Here is a 20,470-nt window from a genome sequence, read left to right as displayed (position 1 = left end):
TTCTTGATCCATGTCAAGAGCGGCTTTGCCAGTTTTTCTACAATATCATTTCACATTCATGGTAAGCGGGGCTCAATTGGCGATAGAACTTTTTAATGACGGCAAACACATCTGCGTGATGTTCAATGATCTGCTCGATGACACTGCAGACCATGCCGTCCAGGCCAACCAGTTCCTTGTCGTTTCTGACGGTGAGGGCGCTTTGATAGACCCTTCTGGCAATCTGACCTATAACGCGCTGCTGGTGAGCCTGCACAAATATTTGCCCAAGAAAGACCTCAAATATCTGTTCGCATCGCACCAGGACCCGGACATCATAGGTGCACTCGACAAATGGTTGATGGGTACCAATTGCGATCTGTATGTCTCCAAATTATGGTCACGCTTTGTCCCCCATTTTTGTAATCTGAATCGTGCCGAAGGTCGCATCGTCGGCATCCCCGATGAAGGCATGCCTGTGCGTTTGCGCGATACCATCATCCACGCCGTGCCTGCGCATTTCCTGCATGCAGAAGGCAATTTCCAGTTCTACGACAGTAAATCAAAAATCCTGTTTTCTGGCGATGTGGGGGCATCCATGGTTGATGCCCATGACATAGAAACAGCCATCACCACCAGGGCACAATTCCTCGATCATGTGCATACCATGAGCGGTTTTCACAAGCGCTATATGGTGTCCAATAAAGTCTGCCGCCTGTGGGCGAACATGGTCAGGAAGATGGATGTGGATATGCTGGTGCCGCAACATGGCCGCTACTTCCAGGGGCGTGAAGCAATCACAGCCTTTCTCGACTGGATAGAAAACCTGCAATGCGGCATAGACTTGTTTACGCAGGAACACTACCGTTTCCGTGGATAAGCAAACGGCTTGTCTTTTGTAGGAGCGGCTTCAGCCGCGAATGCATGATACGGCAAGAATGTTCGCGGCTGAAGCCGCTCCTACGAGAAAATGCACTCTAGGCTCTACCACTTTTCAACACCGCATAATTGAGCGGCAGGGCCGTGGTGTTCTTGATGACTTCCATCACAAAGCTGGAACTGACATCCTGCAGGTCAGCTACTTTCACCAGCTTTTTATACACCTGGTCAAAGCCTGCCATGTCTGGCACATAGACTTTCAACAGATAGTCGATCTCGCCACTCATGCGCAAGATTTCGACGATTTCAGGAATCGCGCTGACACCGGCAATAAAGCGCTGCATCCACTTCTCATTATGCTGGGCTGCCTTGAGTGCCACCATGACTGTCAGGCCCAGGTTGAGCTTGACCGGGTCACACAGCGTGACTTGCTGTTTGATGACCCCGTCTTCTTGCAGTTTTTGCACGCGCCGCCAGCAGGGGGTGACTGATAAATGCACGGCCTGGGCCAGGTCAGCCAGTGCAATTGAGGCATCTTTCTGCAAAATATTCAGAATTTCTAGATCAATTTTGTCCATATTTTTAAATTGGTAGGATATTTTTCTAAAAATAGCATAAATTTCTAAATAATTTGGTAAAAAATTCTTTCCAGCTGTTGTTAGCATCTGCCTTGTACTACCCCTGCTGCAATCAAGGTCTTTCACGGATGGGCTATGCCGGGGTAAAAATCAGCAAACACAGAAACGGATGCTTTATGAACTTAGTCGAAACCCCATTGCAAATTGCCACCCGCCTGACCCATGCCGGTCGCAAGGGCAAGGATCATGCGGCCTTTGTCAATCCATCCGTGGTACGTGCATCGACCATGTTGTTCCCTGATGTGGCTTCCCTGAAAAATGCCTGTGGTACGCGCCGCGTGTATGGCCGCCACGGCAATGAAACCACACAGGCGCTGGAACAGGCCCTGTGCGCCGCTGAAGGCGCTGCCGCCTGCATGCTGACACCCTCTGGTCTGTCTGCCATCACCACCACCTTGCTGGCCTTGCTGCAACCAGGTGACCACTTGCTGATGGTTGATACTGTATATGACCCTACTCGCCTGTTCTGCGAAGGCTTACTCAAGAAAATTGGTGTCACGACTACTTATTATGATCCGCTGGTGGGCCGTGGCATTGCAGAATTCATGCAATTTAATACCAAGGTGGTGTTTGTGGAATCACCAGGTTCCTTGACGTTTGAAATACAAGACATTCCTGGCATTGCCGCTGCTGCCCATGCGCGTGGCGCTGTCGTCGTGTCTGATTCCACCTGGGCGACACCGATAGGCTGGGATTCATTTGATCTGGGCATTGATGTCTCCATCCATGCAGCCACCAAATACATCGTCGGCCATTCCGATGCACTGATGGGCGCTATCCTGACCACAGCAGCCCTGGAAGAGCGCATCCGCGACACTTATCGCCAACTGGGCATGACCATAGGTGCAGATGATGCCGCATTGGCCCTGCGTGGTTTGCGTACCCTGGCCGCCCGTCTGGCAGCGCACAGGGAAAGTGCCCATGTGGTAGCACGCTGGTTGCAGGAACAGCCAGAAGTGGCGGAAGTCTTGTACCCACCCATGCCAGGTAGCCCTGGCCATGAGTTGTGGAAACGCGATTTCAAGCCTGAATATGCCTGTGGCCTGATGGGAGCAGTTTTCCGTGCAGATATCACAGAGCAGCAAGTCGCCGCCTTGATAGACCGCACCCGTTTGTTCGGCATAGGTTTTAGCTGGGGTGGCTTCGAGAGCCTGATCTTGCCGACCAGTCCGGCATCGTATCGCACAATCAATGCGGATAAATGGCAGTCACCGATGTTGCGCCTGCATGTGGGCCTGGAAGCAGTGCAGGACTTATTGGCTGATCTTGAGCAAGGCTTTGTGGCCTTGCGCAAGAATCAGGAAGCAGTGCGTGAACGTAGTTATCTGAAAGCCGTCATTTAAGCTAGTCATCTGAGCTAAACAGGTTCTCAGCCATTCACCCACTCTATCGCCTTCCTGAAAATACCGGCAGGCGGTGGGCTGAAGGCTTCAGCATTGCTGGTAGTAGGTTCATCCGGTTCCAGGTGACGCATCATGGAGAGGGTCTGTTGCTGGCGTATCAAACCCTGGCGATTGATGGTGGCGATGGTATTAGCGATTTTTTCTGCGGCAGCATCAAGGTCGAATTCATAGAATTCATCGCCACGTTTGCCGCGGCGCTGTTGCTGGAATAGTTTCAGGATTTCATCCATGGCATGACCACAGTCCTTGGTATGCAGTTCGAATACGCATTCATAGACGCCAGGGATCAGTTGCTGCTGGTCACGGTTGAGTTCCATGGCCTTGGAAACGCCAGAACGGCGGGTAGCACCGATCTTGTATAAGCCCTGGCGCAAGCCATCGTTTTGCAAAATGTAGATAGTACCAGGCGTGCCATGCATGAATTGTGGTTCACGCGGCAAGGTCCTCTGGGGGCGGTAGGAAGTAGTCATCTCTTAACCTGACATTTTGTAAAGGGATGAAGAACAGTCTACAAAACATGTACCTGGTTTCAGGCGCGGAATAAGAGGGTGCTTTGTGCTCTGTTTATTGCTTAGATATTGCTTAAAAATTCGGACTAGAAGCTCGGATTAGAAATTCGAAACAGCAATTCGCAATAAAAGTTTGTTAAGCCTGATGTCTTACTGAATTACCACCATCCTGTTCTTGTTCCCGGTCAGGATTTCAAGCCCGCTAGCTGAAGCTAGCGGGCTTTTTTTTAATGCCTGTCATGAGTATGTCATTTGCAGCCACTACCATGCGCCAGTCCTGAAAAGTTTTACCTCCAAAGGTCAGGATACTTGCCCGCAGAGCGATCTGCGGGCTTTTTACATACTACTGTGTCGATGTATTAGCCGGGGCTGTCGTGGTTGTCGAGCTGGTTGCTGGCGTCGCCTGCGGGATATCTCCCATATCCAGGGTGCGTACACCACCACCATTCAAGAACTCATTAAACATCCAGTCACCCTCGGCATTGCTGATGCCTTCGGGCACGGCGCGCGCCACCTCCGGCTTGCCAGCCAGTGCCACGCGCATGCTGTCTATCCAGATAGGCAGGGCCAGGGTGGCACCAAATTCGCGCCCACCCAGGGATTTGGGGTCGTCATAACCCATCCAGGCCACGGCCACTACATTGCCTGCATAACCGGCAAACCAGCCATCGACAGCATCGCTGGTGGTCCCGGTCTTGCCTGCCAGGTCGTGGCGGCCGAGTTTAACGCTGGCGCTGGCACCAGTGCCGCTGCGCACCACTTCACGCAACATGACATCGGTGATATAGGCATTGCGGGCATCGATGACGCGTGCTTCTTCCATGGCTTTGGCGGCGGGTTTGTTTTCAAATAATACCGTGCCCTTGCCATCTACCACTTTGCTGATCAGCCACGGGCTGACCGAGTAACCGCCATTGGCAAATACCGCATAGGCGGAAGTCAGTTGCAGAGGCGTCACCGAGCCCGTACCCAGGGCCATGGTCAGGTTGGCCTGGTGCTTGTCCTTGTCAAAACCAAAGCGTGGCAACCAGGTCTTGGCATGGTCAACACCGATGGCCTTCAATATCCTGACCGATACCACATTCTTGGATTGCGCCAAAGCCCTGCGCATGCTGATGGGGCCGTCATATTTGCCATCATCATTGCGCGGGTCCCAGCGCAGGTCATTGTCCGAGGTTTCCGAGAGTTGTACGTCATTGATCAGGGTGCCGGGATAAAAGCCTTTTTCCAGTGCAGCAGAATAGATAAAGGGCTTGATACTGGAGCCAGGCTGACGCCAGGCGCTGGTGACATGATTGAATTTCTTGCGGTTGTAGTCAAAACCGCCCACCAAGGCATGGAAAGCGCCATCTTCTGCATTCATGGCGACAAAAGCACCCTCGACTTCAGGCATCTGGGTAATGCCCCAGTGTTTTTTATTATCCTGTATCACGCGTATCACGGCTCCCGGGCGTATCTTCATGCCGACCTTGGCCTTGTCTGACAATGCCGCAGCAGCGAAGCGCAAGCCTTCGCCAGAAATCTCTATGCCCTCGCCAGATTGCAGTTCAGCCTTGATAAGCTTGCCACTGGCCTGGATGACGACGGCAGATTGCAGCCTGTCATTGTCAGGGTGTTTGCGCAAAATCTCATCAATCGCATCGTCGCGTTCATCTTCATCCGCAGGCAGCTCTATAAAGGCTTCCGGCCCGCGATAACCATGTCGCTGGTCATAGGCCATGACATTGCGGCGTACGGCCTCATAGGCAGCTTCTTGCTCAGCCTTGTTGATGGTGGTGTAGACCTTGATGCCCTTGGTATAGGTGTCTTCCTTATATTGCGCAAAAATACTTTGGCGTACCATCTCGGCGACATAGTCAGCATGGGCATCGAATTGCTGACCTTTGACGACCTTGATTTCTTCCTTGGCAGCGACTTCCATTTGTGCTTCGGTGATGAAACCATTCCTGACCATGCTCTTCAAGACCAGCAATTGTCTTTGCTTGGTTTTTTCAAAATTCACGGCGGGGTTATGTCGCACCGGGTTTTGTGGTACACCTGCCAGCATGGCTGCTTCTGCCAGGGACAGTTGATCAAGCGATTTGCCAAAGTAAGTCTTGGCAGCACTGGAGAAACCATGACTGCGCTGACCCAGGAAAATCTGGTTCATATACAGTTCCAGTATCTGGTCCTTGCTGAGTGCATCTTCTATACGGTAAGTCAGCAGGATCTCTTTCAATTTGCGCGGCAATGATTTTTCATTTGAGAGGAAAAAATTGCGTGCGACCTGCATGGTGATGGTTGATGCACCTTGATGAAAACCACCGCGCAAGTCAGCCAGAATGGCGCGGCCTGCACCTATGAATGAAATACCGCCATGTTCGTAAAAGCGTGCATCTTCTATCGACAGCAGGGCGTTTTTCATGACTGCCGGGATTTGCTTGATAGGCACAAAGTCACGGTGCTCTTCACCAAATTCACCGATCAGGGCATTGTCTGCGGTATAGATGCGCAGCGGGATTTTGGGACGGTAATCCGTCACAGCTTCCAGGGTAGGCAGACCCGGTGCCACCACCAAATACACAAAGGCCAGGCCTGCCAAAAACAGGGTGAGACTGACACTGATGCCAAATGCTATCCACTTCTTCATGCTAATCCTTACTCTTCCAGGGTTTGCAATAGATACAGGCGTTGATAAATACCCTGATCTATTTGCATTAATTCTTGATGATTGCCTTGCTCTGCCAGCTTGCCGTGGTTCAGCACGATGATGCTGTCTGCGTCGCGTATGGTAGAAAGCCTGTGGGCAATCGCGATGATGCTGACCTTGCCGCGCAATTCTGTCAGCGCGGTTTGCACTACCTGTTCGGTTTCACTGTCGATATGGGAGGTTGCCTCATCCAGGAACAGGATGCGCGGTTTGCCAGCCAGCGCGCGGGCAATTGCCAGCAATTGTTTTTGTCCCGTAGACAGGCGTGCGCCGCCTTCACCCAGTGGCGTATCGTAGCCATTTTCCAGTTGCAAAATAAAATCATGGACATGTGCCGCCTTGGCCGCAGCGATGATATCCGCCTCGCTGATGTCACGCCCCATGGCGATATTCTCGCGGGCATTGGCGGCCAGCAAAAATGGTTCTTGCGGCACCAACCCCACCTTCTCGCGGAAGTGCGCATCCGTGATGCTGGCCAGCGGCTGAGCATCGACTTCCATGCGGCCAGACCGTGGTGTATAAAAACGTAGTAAGAGACTCAGCAGGGTGGATTTGCCACTACCGGTATGACCGACGATGCCATAAAAACTACCCGCCGGGATATCCAGGCTAAAGTCATGCAAGACTGGCCGCGCAGGGTCATAACCAAAATTGACTTTGTCCAGCGTCAGATGGCCATCAGTAATACGCGCATCGCTACTGGCCTGTACATGCTGGTGTTCATTGAGCAGCGTGTTGACACGCGCAGCAGAAACCACGGCTTGCTGTATCTGGCCAAACTGCAGGGTGATCTGTATCAAAGGCTCGACCACACGGGCGATGTAGCTGACAAAGGCATACAGCACACCTATCTCCACACCAGAAAAACTGCGCTGGCTGAAAGTGAAGATGACGACTACCAGCAACAGCGAATTCATCAGGTCCAGCGCCGGCCGCAGCAGCCAGGCATTGGCACGCAATTCATCCAGCCTTGCTGCATAGTGCAATTGGTTGGTTTTGGCAAAGCGTTCACCAAAGCGGCGCTCGGCATTGCTGGCTTGCAGCGTGCTCATGCCATTGATGCTCTCTGCCACCTGGGCATTGATTTCACTGCGCAACTGGCGCGCCTTGCTGACGGCGGGAGCACTCCAGCGCTGGTAAAACCAGACGATGATGATGACCGCTGGTATCAGCATGAGGACGATCAGCATCAAGCGCCATTCCAGCAAGGCCATCGCAGTCAGGGCACCGAGAACAACGATGGAACTGTCGAGCATGACGAATAGCACCTGCACATACAGGTTCTTGACCGACTCAGTGTCATTCGTCACCCGGCTCACCAGTTGCCCGGTAATCGCCTTGTCAAAGAAAGCCATGGGCAGGCGCAGTACATGTCCATACACCTGCTCACGCAAGCGCCGCACTGAGCGCATGGCCACACCAGCCAGCCGCGTCAGTTGCAGGTAGCGCAACCAGGTTGCACCCCAGCCCGTCAGCACATAAGCGGCCAGGAGACCTATGACCATGCTCATGTCCATCTGGTGCGGCAACAGGTAACGGTCTATGAAAGCCTTGCCCAGAAAGGGGCCAACAGCTTCCAGGGCGGCGGCGATCATTAAAAAGAAGATGCCCAGCCAGACATGGCGTTTTTCATCACGGGCTGCGTGCAGCAGTAAATGCACTGCCTGTTTTTTTTCCGACGTGGCAGCGGGTAATTGTTTCGTATCAGGCTGCATCCAGGCTTGCTTCCAATTGTTGATAACGCCATTGCGTTGCATACCAGCCATTCAAGTCCAGCAAGGCCTGGTGATTGCCTTGTTCTATGATTTTGCCTTCGCGCAAAACCAGGATGTGATTGGCTTCCAGCACTGCACTCAGGCGGTGGCTGACAATGACAGCACTGCGTTCAGGATGTTCTTGTCGCAGCTCTGCCAGATGTTGCAGGATATGCGTTTCGGTTTGCGTATCGACTGCCGACAGGGCATCGTCGAGTAGTAATAAGGGGCTGGCCGTCAGCAGGGCGCGGGCGATGGCTACGCGCTGTTTCTGGCCGCCAGACAGGGTGACGCCACGCTCACCCACCAGCGTGTCATAGCCATGCGGGAAGCGCTGGATATCATCATCCACCGATGCCAGTTGTGCAGCCTTAATCACCTCGGCACGGCTCGCGGCCGGATTGCTGAGTGAGATATTGTCAGCGATCGATGCCGAGAATAAAAACGGTTCCTGCGCCACCCAGTTGATCGCCAGGCGCAGGGCTTGCAATTTATAGTTTGCCAGCGCATGTCCACCCCATTGCACCAGGCCTTGCTCCGCCTCGATCTGGCGCAGCAGCAGGCGCACCGCGCTGGATTTGCCTGAGCCGGTAGGGCCGACTATGCCCAGGGTTTGTCCGGGTGCGATACGCAGGCTGATGTCCTGCAGGGCTGGCCTTGTCTGTCCAGGGTAAGCAAAGCTGACATTCTCCACGACCAGATCACCGGCAGGTGGCATGTCCAGCCTGCCCTCATCATTGACGCTGAGTTCCTGCGTCAATACCGGTTCCAGCCGCGCCCAGGCTGCCTTGCCGCGTTCCAGCAGGGACAAGACCCAGCCCGCAGCAAACATGGGCCAGATCAACTGACCCAGGTACATGGAAAAGCTGGTCAAGGCACCTATGCTCATTTCACCATGCCAGACCAGGTAACCACCGACACCCAGTGTCAGCGCGCCCGCTGCAGTCAGACTTAAGCCCACTGCGGGTTCATAAGCTGCTTCCCAGCGTTGCGCATTCAGGCTGGCCGCGGCAGCATTTTCTGCCAGCGCGGCAAACTGTGCGGCGCTGCGCTGTTCCAGGCCCAGGGCGCGCAGGGTACGCACACCGGATAAAGTCTCTTGCACCTGGTCATTGAGTTTGCTGAAACGGTCGAGAGAATCGCGTGAGGCATCCTGGATATGATGGGTAATATGCTTGAAGGCCCAGGCCATGAAAGGGAAGGGTAGCAAGGCCGCCAGTGCCAGCCGCCAGTCCACGCCCAGCAGCATCATGCCTATCACCAGGGCAAAGGTCATGCTGCCATCAAAACCAGCGAGAGCGGCTTCGCCTGCGGCCAGTTCTATGGCATCTGCATCATTGGTGCCCAGCGCCATCAGGTCGCCAGTTCTTTGCTGCTGGAAAAAACTGCTTCCCTGCACACTCAGGCGTTCATACAAACGGGTACGTAATTGCATGCCGAGTTGATAAGAAGCCGTAAACAATTGTGTGCGCCAGCCTACCCGCAAGAAGTAAATCGCCAGACCCATGCCCAGTAGCCAGGACAATTCCCACATCAGGGCTGTGTTGTCAAAACGTCCTGCTACCATGCCATCGATAATCATACCGACACGGCGTGGTATCAAGACCGTCATGACGGCAACGGCAAACAGCATCAGGCCAGCACTGATGTACTGGCGCCAGTGCTGGCGAATAAATTGTGCTAAAAGCTGGTACAGACTCATGAAGGGTTCAGACCAGTGAGACAGAAAATGGTTGCATGCATCAAATGCAAGTCCTTGAATGATGGCAAAGCGAGAAATGATACAGTATCCTCACCCTGGCTTTATTTATTGAGATTTTGATTGTTTGAGTAGCAACTATTTGCTTCGCTTTGATTTTCGCTGTAATTTAAGGACTACAATGAAACCATCATTGTACTTTACCGATAAGCATGCAATTTCAGCCCGAAGAGCAAGCACGAAAAACAGTTTGCGCCGGCTGGCAAATCAGTTTTAACGGCCAGCGCATGCTGTACGAACAAGTCAGACCCTGTCTTGCGGGTTTATTGCGTGCGCAACATGTGGCGGAAGATATCGTCGATGACTTGCAATTGATCGCAGAAGAAGTATTGGTGAATGTCTTGAAACATGGCGTGTCGGAGCAAGACCCGGCATTAATCAAACTGGATGTGCATTTGCGAGAGCGCGAGATCGTGCTGGATATGGTGGATAATTCCCATGCCTACAATCCACTGAATGGCATCAGCCAGCCGGATATGGAGATGGATTTTGCCGACCGCCCCCTAGGTGGCCTGGGCTTGTATCTGGTGAGTGCGCTGGCTGATCATATTGACTACAACTATGCACAAGGCCAGAATAATCTGCATATACGTAAATTTCTTGTCAAAGCTTGATATCAACGATTAGACAACAAACAGAGGCCAGCCAGTGTTAGAAATTTCCATAGACGAAACCCAATTGCCCACCGCAAGAATAGACCTGGCAGGCAGCCTTGATACCAGTACTGCCGCCGATCTGGAAGCGTTCTTTGCCAGCAGCGTCAGCGAAGAAGTCAAGATACTGGTCATGAGCATGAAGGCACTGACTTTTATCTCCAGTGAGGGTTTGCGCGTTTTGGCCAAAATACGCAAGACCATGCGCAATCATGGTGGCACGACTTATTTCGTCAACCTCAGCCGTCAAGTGCAAAAAGTATTTGAAATCGTGCGTGCCGCGCCTTTGAATGAAATTTTTACCAGCACGGCAGAGCTCGATGCCTATCTGGCTGATATGCAGCGCAAGGCTGTTGAAGATTAATTTAGACAAAATACAAAAACGCTGATGCTGGTATCAGCGTTTTGTTTTTATGAAAAGCAAAAACGGAAATTTTTTGTAATTTTAGAATTGAATTCATAGCAGATCTCGAAACCTAGAGGTTTACTTCTCCCGCAGTTGCCTCATAGCACTATATAATTCGCACCCTCATTATTGTAGTCTCCATGCGTGTTGCAAAATAATACTGGCCTGATTGCGTCGGCCCCTGGTATTACCTATACTCAGGCAATGTCTGCGCGCTTCATCAGCGCGACACTTGACCATCTTTTGCAACAGCCTCCAAACAAATGCTTCTTACATGCTAAAAAAGCATAAGGAAATCATATGAAATTGCGCTGTATTCTCCAGGTTGGCGTTTTTGCGTCGACAGCTGTTCTTGCACAGGTGTCAGTGGCTGACACCTTTGATCGTATCAAAAAAAGTCAGACCATCAATATCGCTTATCGCGAAGCAGCCTTGCCGTTTTCTTACTTGTCTGAAAATAAGGCACCTATCGGGTACACCATCGATATCTGCACAAAAATGGTGGAGGCGCTCAAGAAGGAATTGAAGCTGCCACAATTGAAAATCAATTTTATCCCTGTGACTGCAGACAACCGCATACAGTTCATGACATCCGGCAAGACGGATATGGAATGCGGTTCTACCAGTAATACGGCAGAACGCCGCAAAGAGGTGGATTTCACCATACCGCATTTCTTTTCCACCTTGCGCATGATGGTCAGTACCAGTTCGGGTATCAAGAACTGGACCGACTTGAAAGGCAAGAAAGTCGTCTTCACCAAGGGCACTTCTACCGATAAATTCATACTCGAACGCGACAAGGTACGTGCCCTGAACATGAAGCTGGTAGAAGGCAAGGATCATAGCGATTCTTTCAGCATGCTGGAAGCAAACCAGGTAGATGCGTTTGCCCAGGATGAAGCGATTTTATTTGGTTTGAAAGCCAAGGCAAAAGACCCAGCCAAGCTGACGATCGTTGGTGATCCACTGGCATCTGAAGCCTATGCCATCATGCTGCCTAAAGGTGATGCTGCCTTTAAAAAATCCATAGATGCAGAAATGGGACGCATGATGGCCGATGGAGAAATCACCAAGTTGTATGAAAAATGGTTTACCAAACCCATACAACCAAAAAACATGAATCTGGCCTGGCCCATGGGTTCCTTGTTGAAGGAAACCATACGCTTCCCTTCCGACAAAGTGAATTAAAGCCTAGCCTGCAATCATGAAAAAAGCCCGGGATGTCATCCCGGGCTTTTTCTCATTTTGCAGCAAATACTAAAAAGCTTTACTGGTTTTATCGACGGGTCCTATTTGGCCGAAACCTGGAACATCTCATTGTCACGCTTGAGCATATTCCACAAGAAGGTATAAGTGATCGCACTCATGTCGGCGCGTTGCGCATTATTTGCTGCACCACCATGGCCACCTTCGGTGTTTTCGTAATACCAGACATTCTTGTGTCCCTGCTCCATCATCTTGGCAGCCATCTTGCGGGCATGGCCAGGGTGGACCCGGTCATCACGGGTAGAAGTGATGAACAAGACATTTGGATATTTCACTTCAGACTTGACGTTCTGGTAAGGCGAATATTTGGAAATGTAATCCCATTCTGCAGGCACATCAGGATTACCATATTCACCCATCCAGGAAGCACCCGCCAGCAACTGGTTGAAGCGGCGCATATCCAGCAAAGGCACCTGGCTGACCACCGCATTGAACAAGTCTGGGCGCTGAGTCAAAGCGACACCGGCCAGCAGGCCGCCATTACTGCCACCCATGGCACCCAGGTGTTTGGGGCTGGTGATCTTGCTGGCAATCAGGTCTTCTGCTACAGCAGCAAAGTCATCATAGGCGCGTTGACGGTTTTCCTTCAATGCCAGTTGATGCCAGCGTGGACCAAACTCGCCACCACCACGGATATTGGCAACCACATAGACACCGCCTTTTTCCAGCCAGCTCTTGCCCAGGCCACCCGAGTAAGAAGGTGTCAGGGAAATCTGGAAACCACCATAGCCATATAACAGGGTAGGATTATTGCTGTCGTACTTCACGTCCTTGCGGCTTACGACAAAATAAGGGACCTTGGTGCCATCCTTGGAAGTGGCAAACTTTTGTACAGTTTCATAAGCAGAAGCGTCAAAGAAGCTGGGGGCAGACTTCAGCAATTCACGCTTGTCATTGCCTGCATGGGCCAGCATGTAAACACTGGGTGTCAGGTAATCAGAATAGCTGAGCAGGTAATCATCTGATTTTTCTGCATCCATGCCACTTACACCAACAGCACCCAAGGTAGGCAGGCTGACTTGGCGTGCAGACCATTTACCGCCACTGAATTTCCATTCTTTCAGATTGCTCTTGACGTTGTCCAGGGTTTGCAGCAACAGATAATTTTTTGTGATGGTGGCACCAGTGTAAGACGTGGTATCACTAGGTTCAAACAGCACGGTGAACTCACGCTTGCCTTTCATGAAGGCATCAAAGTCGATTGCCAGTACACTGCCTGACTCGTAGGTTTTGCCGCCGACTGTCCATGCTTCACGCGGAGTGATGACAGCTTGTTTATCAAAGAAATACAGATTACTCTTGGCCGGGATATCCAGTTTGGTCAGCTTGTCGCCTTCCTTCAGATATTGCTCTGAAGTGTAGAACGTGATCTGGCGGCTCACCAGTTCCCGGTGTACACCTTTATGGTCGCTGGAATTGGCACTCACGGCCATATCGGTTTTCTGCCCTTCAAACAGGGTCTTGGCGGCAGACAATTCTGTGCCACGTTTCCATTCCTTGACAACGCGTGCATAGCCAGAGTCGGTCAGTGTGCCGGCACCAAAATCAGTGGCAACAAACAGCGTATCTTTATTAACCCAGTCCAGGTTCATTTTTGCTTCAGGCATGCTGAAACCATCTTTGACGAAAGACTTGCTGGCCAGGTCAAATTCGCGGGTAACAACGGCATCGGCCCCACCGCGTGACAACTCGATCAGGCAGCGATCATACACTGGTTCACGGCATACGCTATTCTTGAATACCCAGTTTTCATTTTCTGCCTTGGCCAGTGCATCAACATCGAGCACGACTTCCCATTTAGGCTGGGCTTTCTTGTATTCTTCCAGGCTGGTTTTGCGCCAGACACCACGCTGGTGTTCGGCATCCATCCAGTAATTGTAGACAGCATCGCCCATTTTGCGTATGCCAGGGATGCGGTCTTTGGAGTCGAGCACGACTTGCAAATCTGCCTTCAGCTTGTTAAAGCCAGTATCTGCATCGAGTTTGCTGCGCGTGACCTTGTTCTGATCCTTGACCCAGCTCAGGGCCTTGTCACCAGTGACATCTTCCAGCCACTGGTGTTTGTCTTCTGCCTGGGCCAGTGCCAGACCTGCTGCGCTTAGCATGCACAGTGCAGCAATCAGTTTCAATTGTGGTTTCATTGCTTTCCTTATTGTTGGACAGGCTGTCCCAGCCTGGTATTTTTCTCAGGATTACGGCCGACTATTTTCATAGCCCGGTGAGGGATCCTGTGAGCAGGCGTTTTTCTGCACGCCAGTCAAGGATTCTAAAGCTATGTAATCCAATAGTGCGCTGTGATTTATATGATGATACAAAACTAAGTTTTGCTTTTTGCAGGAAAACTGCTGTCAGCGTCAGATTGATATTATTTTAATAATTTTATGAGGGGCCTGCTTACCAAGCTTATTCGGCAGATGCTTTGATTTGCCTGGAAAATTGCGCCAGCTCTTCGCCATTCATGTCTGAGACGGCGACATAATGCATGCCAGCCGCACTCCATTGCATCAACTGGTAACCACGGCTTGACACCGTTGTTGGCAGGGATGAAGTTTTACCATTTTCAGGATACACATACAAACTCACAATATGCTTGCGGTGCTGGTACACCAGCGCTGCCACCTGGCGGCCTGCCAGATAATCGAGCCTGCCCCCCAGCAAGGGGTAACCTTGTGCCGCCAGGTCACGTACCGGCGGTGAAAAATCCAGTTTGCCCGCATACCAGGGTTTTACCGTATGCTGGTCTGAAGACAGCACGTCAACCATATGCCCCGGTGCCAGTGAGCGGAAATGGCTGCTGAGCACATCCTCATTAAAAATGTCAGTGGCGGAAGGCTGCGACAGATAGAGTACCAGTATGCCTGCAAAGGCAGCAGTACTCATGCCCGCCAGGCCCAGGTTGATCCAGGCCCATGGCCAGGCACGGAAGCGCGAAGGGAGGGACGGGCGTTGCTGCGCCAGGTCTGCCATGATTTTCTTGCGCAATCCGGCGGGTGCAGTATGGTAATGCGCATGTTGTTTCACGCCTGCCTTCACTGCCTGCATTTGTGACAAGGCAGTGCTGCAATCCTGGCAGCCTGCTATATGCATATCCACTTGCGATGCCTGCCTTGCATCGAGCTCCTGATCTAGGTAAGCAGACATCAATGGTCTGATTTGCTTACATTCCATGTTCATCTCCTGATGGTCCAGCTTGCAAGAATCCCAGCAATAATTTTCTTGCCCTTGCCAGCCGTGACATGACTGTACCTATAGGGATACCTGATACTTCTGCGATTTCCTTATAGGAAAAATCATCTATTTCTTTCAATACCAGTACCTCCCTGAAAACCTGTGGCAGTTTTTCCAGCGCGAGATTGACGGTTTTTCCCACATCGTGCATTTCCCATGCATGGGCCGGGTCTTTGTCAAAGGCATAGCTGGAGTCTTCATTGCTGCCTGCGGCGTCACCATGCATAGCCTCATCAAAAGCAATGTCTGCGGCCTTGTTCTTGTTATCACGCAGGCCCGTGTAGTAAGTGTTGCGCACTATCGTCATCAGCCAGACGCGCATATCCCCACCGTGATAACTGTCGCGGAAACGGAAAGCACGAAGATAGGCATTCTGCACCAGGTCTTCAGCGTCATGGTCATTGCGCGTCAACCAGCGTGCAAGGTTATAGGCGGCATCCAGATGCGCCAGGGCGAGATTTTCAAATTCTTTGGCAGCACGGTCATCTTTCAAAAAAACACCCATTTTATTGATCCTTGCCATGAAGACTCAATATTGCACAGATTTATTCCCGTCCAGACCAAAAAAATAAAACAAAATTTTGAGGAATGGCGGGAATAAATTTTTGCCATTCCGGGTATTTGCATTCGTAAGGATTTCAACATCAAGCATAAGGCTAAAAAGATGAATAGTCGACCATATTTAACGGCAATGCTTTGCAGCCTTGCCATGACGGCAAAAGCGCATGCAGCAGGTGATGCCAGTCTTGGACAAGTGCTTTACCAGGCCAGGTGTGCGGCCTGCCACTCGGTTCAGTATAACGGTGTTGGCCCCGCACATCAGGGCGTGTTTGGTCGCAAGGCGGGCAGCGTTGAAGGCTATGTCTATTCCTCCGCACTGAGCAAGGCCGATCTGGTCTGGAATGAAAAACTGCTGGATGCCTGGCTGCGTGATCCCGAGAAATTATTGCCGGGTCAAAAAATGGGTATCTCCGTAGCTTCTGCACGCGAGCGCGCAGACCTGATTGCCTATCTGAAGACTTTGAAAGCAGCACAGCCGCAGCACCCTTGACTTACCTCGTCATTTTTATTAAAGCGCAAGACCATCTTCTATAAAGGACGCATCATGTTAGACCGCAGAAATTTCCTGAAACTTGGCGCCGTAGGCGGCGGTGCCGTGTTCATGTCTGGCCTGTACCGCTCGGTGCTGGCACATACTGAATCCGATTTTTATTTTGTCCAGTTGTCGGATACTCACTGGGGTTATAGCGGTGACGCTAACCCTGAGGCAAAGAACACCCTGAGGAAGGCGATAGAAAGTGTCAATGCCTTGCCGCATCAGCCTGATTTCATCATCTTCACCGGCGACCTGACTCATACCACCGATGACCCGGTGGAACGCCGCAGGCGCATGGCAGAATTCAAAGACATCACTGGTGGCTTAAAGGTCAGGAATATCCGCTACATCCCTGGTGAGCATGATGCTTCACTCGACGCTGGCGCCGCCTTCAAAGAGCATTTTGGCGCGACCAACTATAGCTTCGACCATAAAGGCGTGCATTTCATTGCACTCGATAATGTGTCTGACGCAGGCGCACGCATAGGTGATAAACAACTGGCCTGGCTGGAGGCTGATCTAAGCAAACAGGCAAAGGATGCGCCTATTGTTCTGTTCACGCACAGACCCTTATTTGATCTTGCTCCCAAATGGGACTGGGCTACCCGCGATGGCGCACAGGCGATTGCCTTGTTGATGCCATATACTAATATCAGTGTGTTTTACGGCCACATCCATCAGGAGCATCATCACATGACGGGGCATATCCCGCATCATGCTGCCAAATCCCTGATCTTCCCTTTACCGGCCCCAGGTTCCCAGGACAAACGCACACCCTTGCCGTGGAAGCCAGATGCGCCGTTCTCGGGCCTTGGTTTCCGCGAAATTGATGTGGACGGTAAAGTAAGCAGTGTCAGCGAATTCCCCGTGGTAAAGGCATGAACATGAAAGTATCCAGACGCCTGTTTTTTACGAGTGCGGCAATGGCGCTGCTGGGCGTAGCATCCGTCATGACTGACAGCCAGCTTGCCCATGCGCAGGTTAAATCCAGAAAGCGCGTTATCCCCATTAAAGCGCAAAAATTTTCATTCCTGCCAAATAGCATAGAAGCCAAAGTGGGCGAAACCATAGTGCTGGCTTTCACTGCACTGGATTTCACCCACGGTTTCAACCTGCCCGATTTTAATTTACGTATGGATCTTGTGCCAGGCAAAGTCATCAATGTGGAACTGAAGCCGGACAAGCCAGGCATCTATGAATTTTTATGCGATAACTTTTGTGGTGACGGGCATGAAGGCATGAGCGGTAAGCTGCTGGTAAAAGCCTGAAGCCGCTCCTACGAACTACCCCTTTGCAGACTGAGCGTAAAACTGACCCCATCGGCGACATTCTGCGCGCTGATGGTGCCCCCCATTTTTGCCATATAGGTTTTTGCGACAAACAATCCCTGGCCGCGATTACCATGTGCACCTGAATCGAGTTGGTCGGAAACGCCATATTCAAAAATCTTGTCTATCAAGTCGTCCGCAATATGCGGCCCGCGATTGTGTATCGTGATCGTTGCTGCTGTCTCGCTATTTTCCAGCTTGATACTGATGGCCGTGTCTGGCTGCCGATAACGTTCTGCATTACGTAAAACATGGGTCACCACATCTTCCAGCGAATACTCGTCGGCCTTGACCATGACCACCTCATCCACGCCTTCATAGGTGACATTGGGTATGCCTACCAGCGGCGCATTGCTGGCAACATTCTTCAGGAACAGGGTGATATCAATTTCACTGACTTGCAAGACTGTCGATTGAAAGGCCTCGCTGGGTGAAGCGCTGCCATACAGCACACGTATGGCTTGCTGCATGCGGCTGATATAACGGTTGCTCTGGTCTTCGGCATTGCCGTGCAGAGCCATCAAAGACTGCAGTGGGGACATGATTTCATGGCCAACTGCATGCCACATTTCTTTTTCTTGTTCTGTACGTATGGTTTCGCGTTCCACGTCTTCTTTGACGCGTCTTAATAAATCATGCAGGCAACTGGCCAGTACACCCAGCTCATCAGGGCTGCGCAAATCGCTGACATCGAATTGTTCCAGCTCACCCGCACCCTTCATGGTCTTGGACAGGGATACGGCGCGCCTGGTCAGCAAAGTGATCCGTCGGATGATGCTGACTTCGATCAGCAACCAGGCCAGCGTCAACGCCAGCAACATGGCACCGACAAACCAGGACACCCGGCTGGCCACCACGCTCAGGCTCTTGCTGACACTGCGCACATCGCCTTTCAACAAGACTTCATAATTGGCCAGAGGGGTGTTGATGGTTTCGTGGCTCTCCAGAGGGATATCATATTCATCCACAGGAAGGCGGCGTATCAGGCGGGTGATGATATTCCAGGATTCATCGCTTTGCTCAAAGGCCCCGGTCAGGTTGACCAGGTCATCCTTGCTATCTTGGGTATCGCGCTTGCGTATGATCAGGGTTTCGCCAGGCAAGAGATTGTTCTGCAAATCCTTGAGGGAAAACGGCGTGGCTGTCGGTGCGTTCTTGCTGTCGAGCAGGGCGGTTTCAGAATCCGGCGGCAGTACAGACAGGCTGACTTCCATCTGGTCCAGGTCTTGCGGGGGCCAGACCGGGCGCTTCTTTTCAAACAGGGCTTCCTGCAAGGCGGGGATGGGCAGGCGCAGCGAGAAAAAAGTATTTTTCTGGCAGTCAGCATCCTTGTCATCCTGGTCAGCCTGGTTACAGACTGCTTGCTGCCAGGCCCAGCCACGAAAGTCTTTGACCGGGCGCGCATTCGGTTTGTTGGCTTCGCTTTCATTGAAGCCGGTCAGGCGTCCGCGTACGCCCTGGTTTTGTCGGGCTGGGGCGATTTCTTCTTCAAACGGGGCTATCCAGCGATAAGTCTGGCCGCGCAGGCTGACACTGACTTTCAGCCTGTGTGCCTGCATCAGGCTCTCATTGCCGCGCTTGTGCGAGACCAGTTGCTTGCTGTTGAAATTGCCTGCAACATAGATGAAACCACCGGCCCAGGGGTTATTGCCTATACCGCTACAGAGTGCACCCTCATTACCATATTGCACCAGGCAGCCCGACATGGCGATGGCTTGCTGTACCTTGTTCTGGTCATCAAAATCAATCGCAGAATACGGCAGCAACAATGGCCGCAAGGAAGCACGCTTGCCATCAGATGGGGGATTCAACAAGGCCAGTTGTCCGGCAGGGTGGCGCAACGTGGCGGATATCTGCAAACGGGTTTTATTGAAATTGCTTTGGTAATTGTTATAGCTGAGCTGCTTTTCCTGCTGTAATACCGAGAGTGCCAGGCCTACTGTCGCCACGGCAAGCAGTAAAAAAACGCCGCGGAATAATATCCGCAGCCGGTAAGTTGCCAGCAAAAATTTATTCATCTCAGTCTTTGCTCTTGCCGTCATCCACCCATCTGAAACCGCGCATGGGGACGTTTTCTATGCATTCAAAATCCGCATCAATTTCGCGGAAGGCGTCGCGTATCGTCGATACATGTTTGCGTATATTGTCGCGGTTGCGTCCGCTCTTGACGACTTCATACAGGTCCTCATACGACACCACCTGGCCACGTCTGGCAAACAGGGCTGCCAGTATGCGCTGGGCGGTTAGCGGCAGATTGATGCGCTGGCCACGCCAGATCGGTGTGCGCTGGCGCAAGGGGTCCATGCTGAGCTGGTCGGCGGCAGGTGTTTTGGCGGCTTCGCGGTCGGCCGCATGCTGGCTGTCTTTGTGTTGCTTGCGATCTTTGACCGAGCGCAGGATTTCCAGAAAGGTTTCTATGAAATCGGCTTCTTCAAAGGTGGCTTTTTGCAGGTAATCCCAGGCATCCAGTGCCTTCATGATGCTGCGGTAGATGGTTGCTGGCATGGCCGACACCACCAGTACCGGTGTCGCATGCTGTTTGTTGATGGCATTGATGATGGCAACACCGGCATGGCGTTCACGCCCCAGTTCTATGTCCAGCACTACCAGATCATAGTTCTCACGTGCGATGGCGGCTTCGGCATCGTCACGGCTGAACCACTGGTCTATCTGTATGCCCGGCTTTGCTGCTTCTATCCAGTTCTTTAACTGATTGCTGGTGGGCAGATCGTCTTCGATGACAGCTACTTTGACCACGGTATTCTCCTGCAAGGTATTCAATAAGCGCAGTATCCACGCTTTCGCTGCAAATGTCATAAAGCTGCTGTGAGTTTTTCTTCACACGCGGCAAGGCTTATTCCTGGCACGGAATAAATAGCTTGC

Annotated in this window: 18 protein-coding genes; 8 read left to right on the top strand and 10 right to left on the bottom strand. The window is 51.8% G+C overall.

Annotation, left to right across the window (positions count from 1 at the left end; translation table 11 throughout):
- Window positions 1-76: 76 nt before the first annotated feature.
- Window positions 77-859: an MBL fold metallo-hydrolase gene (locus tag ACO0LC_RS26635; protein ID WP_423008879.1), complete on the top strand. Its 783-nt coding sequence runs from the start codon at window positions 77-79 to the stop codon at window positions 857-859.
- Between the two features lie 97 nt (window positions 860-956).
- On the opposite strand, the gene ACO0LC_RS26630 is transcribed toward ACO0LC_RS26635, so the two are convergent.
- Window positions 957-1,436, bottom strand: a complete 480-nt coding sequence (locus ACO0LC_RS26630; RefSeq protein ID WP_423008877.1) for an Lrp/AsnC family transcriptional regulator — start codon at window positions 1,434-1,436, stop codon at window positions 957-959.
- Between the two features lie 176 nt (window positions 1,437-1,612).
- On the opposite strand from ACO0LC_RS26630, the gene metC reads away from it, so the two are divergent.
- Window positions 1,613-2,839, top strand: a complete 1,227-nt coding sequence (metC, locus tag ACO0LC_RS26625) for a cystathionine beta-lyase (protein WP_423008875.1) — start codon at window positions 1,613-1,615, stop codon at window positions 2,837-2,839.
- A gap of 26 nt (window positions 2,840-2,865) precedes the next feature.
- On the opposite strand, the gene ACO0LC_RS26620 is transcribed toward metC, so the two are convergent.
- The 4 genes from ACO0LC_RS26620 to ACO0LC_RS26605 form a co-directional block, all read right to left on the bottom strand.
- The gene (locus ACO0LC_RS26620; RefSeq protein WP_423008873.1) at window positions 2,866-3,369 is read right to left on the bottom strand and encodes a GIY-YIG nuclease family protein; all 504 of its coding nucleotides are present in this window, start codon (window positions 3,367-3,369) and stop codon (window positions 2,866-2,868) included.
- A 382-nt stretch (window positions 3,370-3,751) separates the two neighbouring features.
- Window positions 3,752-6,037 carry a penicillin-binding protein 1A gene (locus ACO0LC_RS26615; RefSeq protein ID WP_423008871.1) on the bottom strand — a complete coding sequence of 762 codons (2,286 nt, stop codon included), beginning with the start codon at window positions 6,035-6,037 and terminating at the stop codon, window positions 3,752-3,754.
- A gap of 8 nt (window positions 6,038-6,045) precedes the next feature.
- On the bottom strand, window positions 6,046-7,854 hold the full coding sequence (locus tag ACO0LC_RS26610) for an ABC transporter ATP-binding protein (protein WP_423008913.1): 1,809 nt from the start codon (window positions 7,852-7,854) through the stop codon (window positions 6,046-6,048).
- Window positions 7,802-9,553 carry an ABC transporter ATP-binding protein gene (locus tag ACO0LC_RS26605; protein WP_423008869.1) on the bottom strand — a complete coding sequence of 584 codons (1,752 nt, stop codon included), beginning with the start codon at window positions 9,551-9,553 and terminating at the stop codon, window positions 7,802-7,804. Before ACO0LC_RS26605 ends, ACO0LC_RS26610 begins: the two co-directional genes overlap by 53 nt.
- A 209-nt stretch (window positions 9,554-9,762) precedes the next feature.
- Between ACO0LC_RS26605 and ACO0LC_RS26600 the strand changes: the two genes are divergently transcribed.
- The 3 genes from ACO0LC_RS26600 to ACO0LC_RS26590 all read left to right on the top strand — a co-directional run bounded on the left by ACO0LC_RS26600 (window position 9,763) and on the right by ACO0LC_RS26590 (window position 11,857).
- Window positions 9,763-10,224, top strand: a complete 462-nt coding sequence (locus ACO0LC_RS26600; protein WP_423008867.1) for an ATP-binding protein — start codon at window positions 9,763-9,765, stop codon at window positions 10,222-10,224.
- Window positions 10,225-10,258: 34 nt separating this feature from the next.
- On the top strand, window positions 10,259-10,627 hold the full coding sequence (locus ACO0LC_RS26595) for an STAS domain-containing protein (protein ID WP_423008865.1): 369 nt from the start codon (window positions 10,259-10,261) through the stop codon (window positions 10,625-10,627).
- A 342-nt stretch (window positions 10,628-10,969) separates the two neighbouring features.
- Entirely contained in the window at window positions 10,970-11,857 is an 888-nt protein-coding gene (locus ACO0LC_RS26590) for an amino acid ABC transporter substrate-binding protein (RefSeq protein WP_423008863.1), read from the top strand.
- Between the two features lie 101 nt (window positions 11,858-11,958).
- On the opposite strand, the gene ACO0LC_RS26585 is transcribed toward ACO0LC_RS26590, so the two are convergent.
- The 3 genes from ACO0LC_RS26585 to ACO0LC_RS26575 form a co-directional block, all read right to left on the bottom strand.
- Entirely contained in the window at window positions 11,959-14,076 is a 2,118-nt protein-coding gene (locus ACO0LC_RS26585) for a prolyl oligopeptidase family serine peptidase (protein WP_423008861.1), read from the bottom strand.
- A 262-nt stretch (window positions 14,077-14,338) separates the two neighbouring features.
- Entirely contained in the window at window positions 14,339-15,103 is a 765-nt protein-coding gene (locus ACO0LC_RS26580) for an anti-sigma factor family protein (RefSeq protein ID WP_423008859.1), read from the bottom strand.
- Window positions 15,093-15,686 carry a sigma-70 family RNA polymerase sigma factor gene (locus tag ACO0LC_RS26575; protein WP_423008858.1) on the bottom strand — a complete coding sequence of 198 codons (594 nt, stop codon included), beginning with the start codon at window positions 15,684-15,686 and terminating at the stop codon, window positions 15,093-15,095. The genes ACO0LC_RS26580 and ACO0LC_RS26575 overlap by 11 nt, the downstream gene beginning before the upstream one ends.
- Window positions 15,687-15,872: 186 nt before the next feature.
- Between ACO0LC_RS26575 and ACO0LC_RS26570 the strand changes: the two genes are divergently transcribed.
- From ACO0LC_RS26570 to ACO0LC_RS26560, 3 genes are read left to right on the top strand one after another with little or no spacing between them, the layout of a single operon-like run.
- Window positions 15,873-16,214, top strand: coding sequence for a c-type cytochrome (locus tag ACO0LC_RS26570; RefSeq protein WP_423008856.1), 342 nt, complete (start codon window positions 15,873-15,875; stop codon window positions 16,212-16,214).
- Between the two features lie 54 nt (window positions 16,215-16,268).
- On the top strand, window positions 16,269-17,141 hold the full coding sequence (locus ACO0LC_RS26565) for a metallophosphoesterase family protein (protein WP_423008854.1): 873 nt from the start codon (window positions 16,269-16,271) through the stop codon (window positions 17,139-17,141).
- Between the two features lie 2 nt (window positions 17,142-17,143).
- Window positions 17,144-17,527: a cupredoxin domain-containing protein gene (locus ACO0LC_RS26560; protein WP_423008852.1), complete on the top strand. Its 384-nt coding sequence runs from the start codon at window positions 17,144-17,146 to the stop codon at window positions 17,525-17,527.
- A gap of 8 nt (window positions 17,528-17,535) precedes the next feature.
- Here ACO0LC_RS26560 and ACO0LC_RS26555 read toward each other — a convergent pair whose 3' ends face one another.
- Window positions 17,536-19,605: a sensor histidine kinase gene (locus ACO0LC_RS26555; protein WP_423008850.1), complete on the bottom strand. Its 2,070-nt coding sequence runs from the start codon at window positions 19,603-19,605 to the stop codon at window positions 17,536-17,538.
- Between the two features lies 1 nt (window position 19,606).
- Window positions 19,607-20,344 (bottom strand): response regulator transcription factor, encoded by a 738-nt coding sequence (locus ACO0LC_RS26550; protein ID WP_423008911.1) that lies wholly within the window; start codon window positions 20,342-20,344, stop codon window positions 19,607-19,609.
- Window positions 20,345-20,470: the final 126 nt, after the last annotated feature.

The sequence above is a fragment of the Undibacterium sp. JH2W genome (assembly GCF_049340425.1).
In the GTDB taxonomy this organism is placed as follows: Bacteria; Pseudomonadota; Gammaproteobacteria; order Burkholderiales; family Burkholderiaceae_D; genus Undibacterium.
This window is presented reverse-complemented; position numbering and strand designations above follow the sequence as displayed.

Bases quoted from the DNA above. Each gene is read 5' to 3' on its own strand.
- metC (WP_423008875.1), top strand. From the start codon at position 1,613: ATGAACTTAGTCGAAACCCCATTGCAAATTGCCACCCGCCTGACCCAT.
- ACO0LC_RS26590 (WP_423008863.1), top strand. From the start codon at position 10,970: ATGAAATTGCGCTGTATTCTCCAGGTTGGCGTTTTTGCGTCGACAGCT.
- ACO0LC_RS26620 (WP_423008873.1), bottom strand. From the start codon at position 3,369: ATGACTACTTCCTACCGCCCCCAGAGGACCTTGCCGCGTGAACCACAA.
- ACO0LC_RS26630 (WP_423008877.1), bottom strand. From the start codon at position 1,436: ATGGACAAAATTGATCTAGAAATTCTGAATATTTTGCAGAAAGATGCC.
- ACO0LC_RS26575 (WP_423008858.1), bottom strand. From the start codon at position 15,686: ATGGCAAGGATCAATAAAATGGGTGTTTTTTTGAAAGATGACCGTGCT.
- ACO0LC_RS26585 (WP_423008861.1), bottom strand. From the start codon at position 14,076: ATGAAACCACAATTGAAACTGATTGCTGCACTGTGCATGCTAAGCGCA.
- ACO0LC_RS26570 (WP_423008856.1), top strand. From the start codon at position 15,873: ATGACGGCAAAAGCGCATGCAGCAGGTGATGCCAGTCTTGGACAAGTG.
- ACO0LC_RS26600 (WP_423008867.1), top strand. From the start codon at position 9,763: ATGCAATTTCAGCCCGAAGAGCAAGCACGAAAAACAGTTTGCGCCGGC.
- ACO0LC_RS26560 (WP_423008852.1), top strand. From the start codon at position 17,144: ATGAAAGTATCCAGACGCCTGTTTTTTACGAGTGCGGCAATGGCGCTG.
- ACO0LC_RS26615 (WP_423008871.1), bottom strand. From the start codon at position 6,037: ATGAAGAAGTGGATAGCATTTGGCATCAGTGTCAGTCTCACCCTGTTT.
- ACO0LC_RS26580 (WP_423008859.1), bottom strand. From the start codon at position 15,103: ATGGAATGTAAGCAAATCAGACCATTGATGTCTGCTTACCTAGATCAG.
- ACO0LC_RS26565 (WP_423008854.1), top strand. From the start codon at position 16,269: ATGTTAGACCGCAGAAATTTCCTGAAACTTGGCGCCGTAGGCGGCGGT.
- ACO0LC_RS26610 (WP_423008913.1), bottom strand. From the start codon at position 7,854: ATGCAACGCAATGGCGTTATCAACAATTGGAAGCAAGCCTGGATGCAG.
- ACO0LC_RS26605 (WP_423008869.1), bottom strand. From the start codon at position 9,553: ATGAGTCTGTACCAGCTTTTAGCACAATTTATTCGCCAGCACTGGCGC.
- ACO0LC_RS26555 (WP_423008850.1), bottom strand. From the start codon at position 19,605: ATGAATAAATTTTTGCTGGCAACTTACCGGCTGCGGATATTATTCCGC.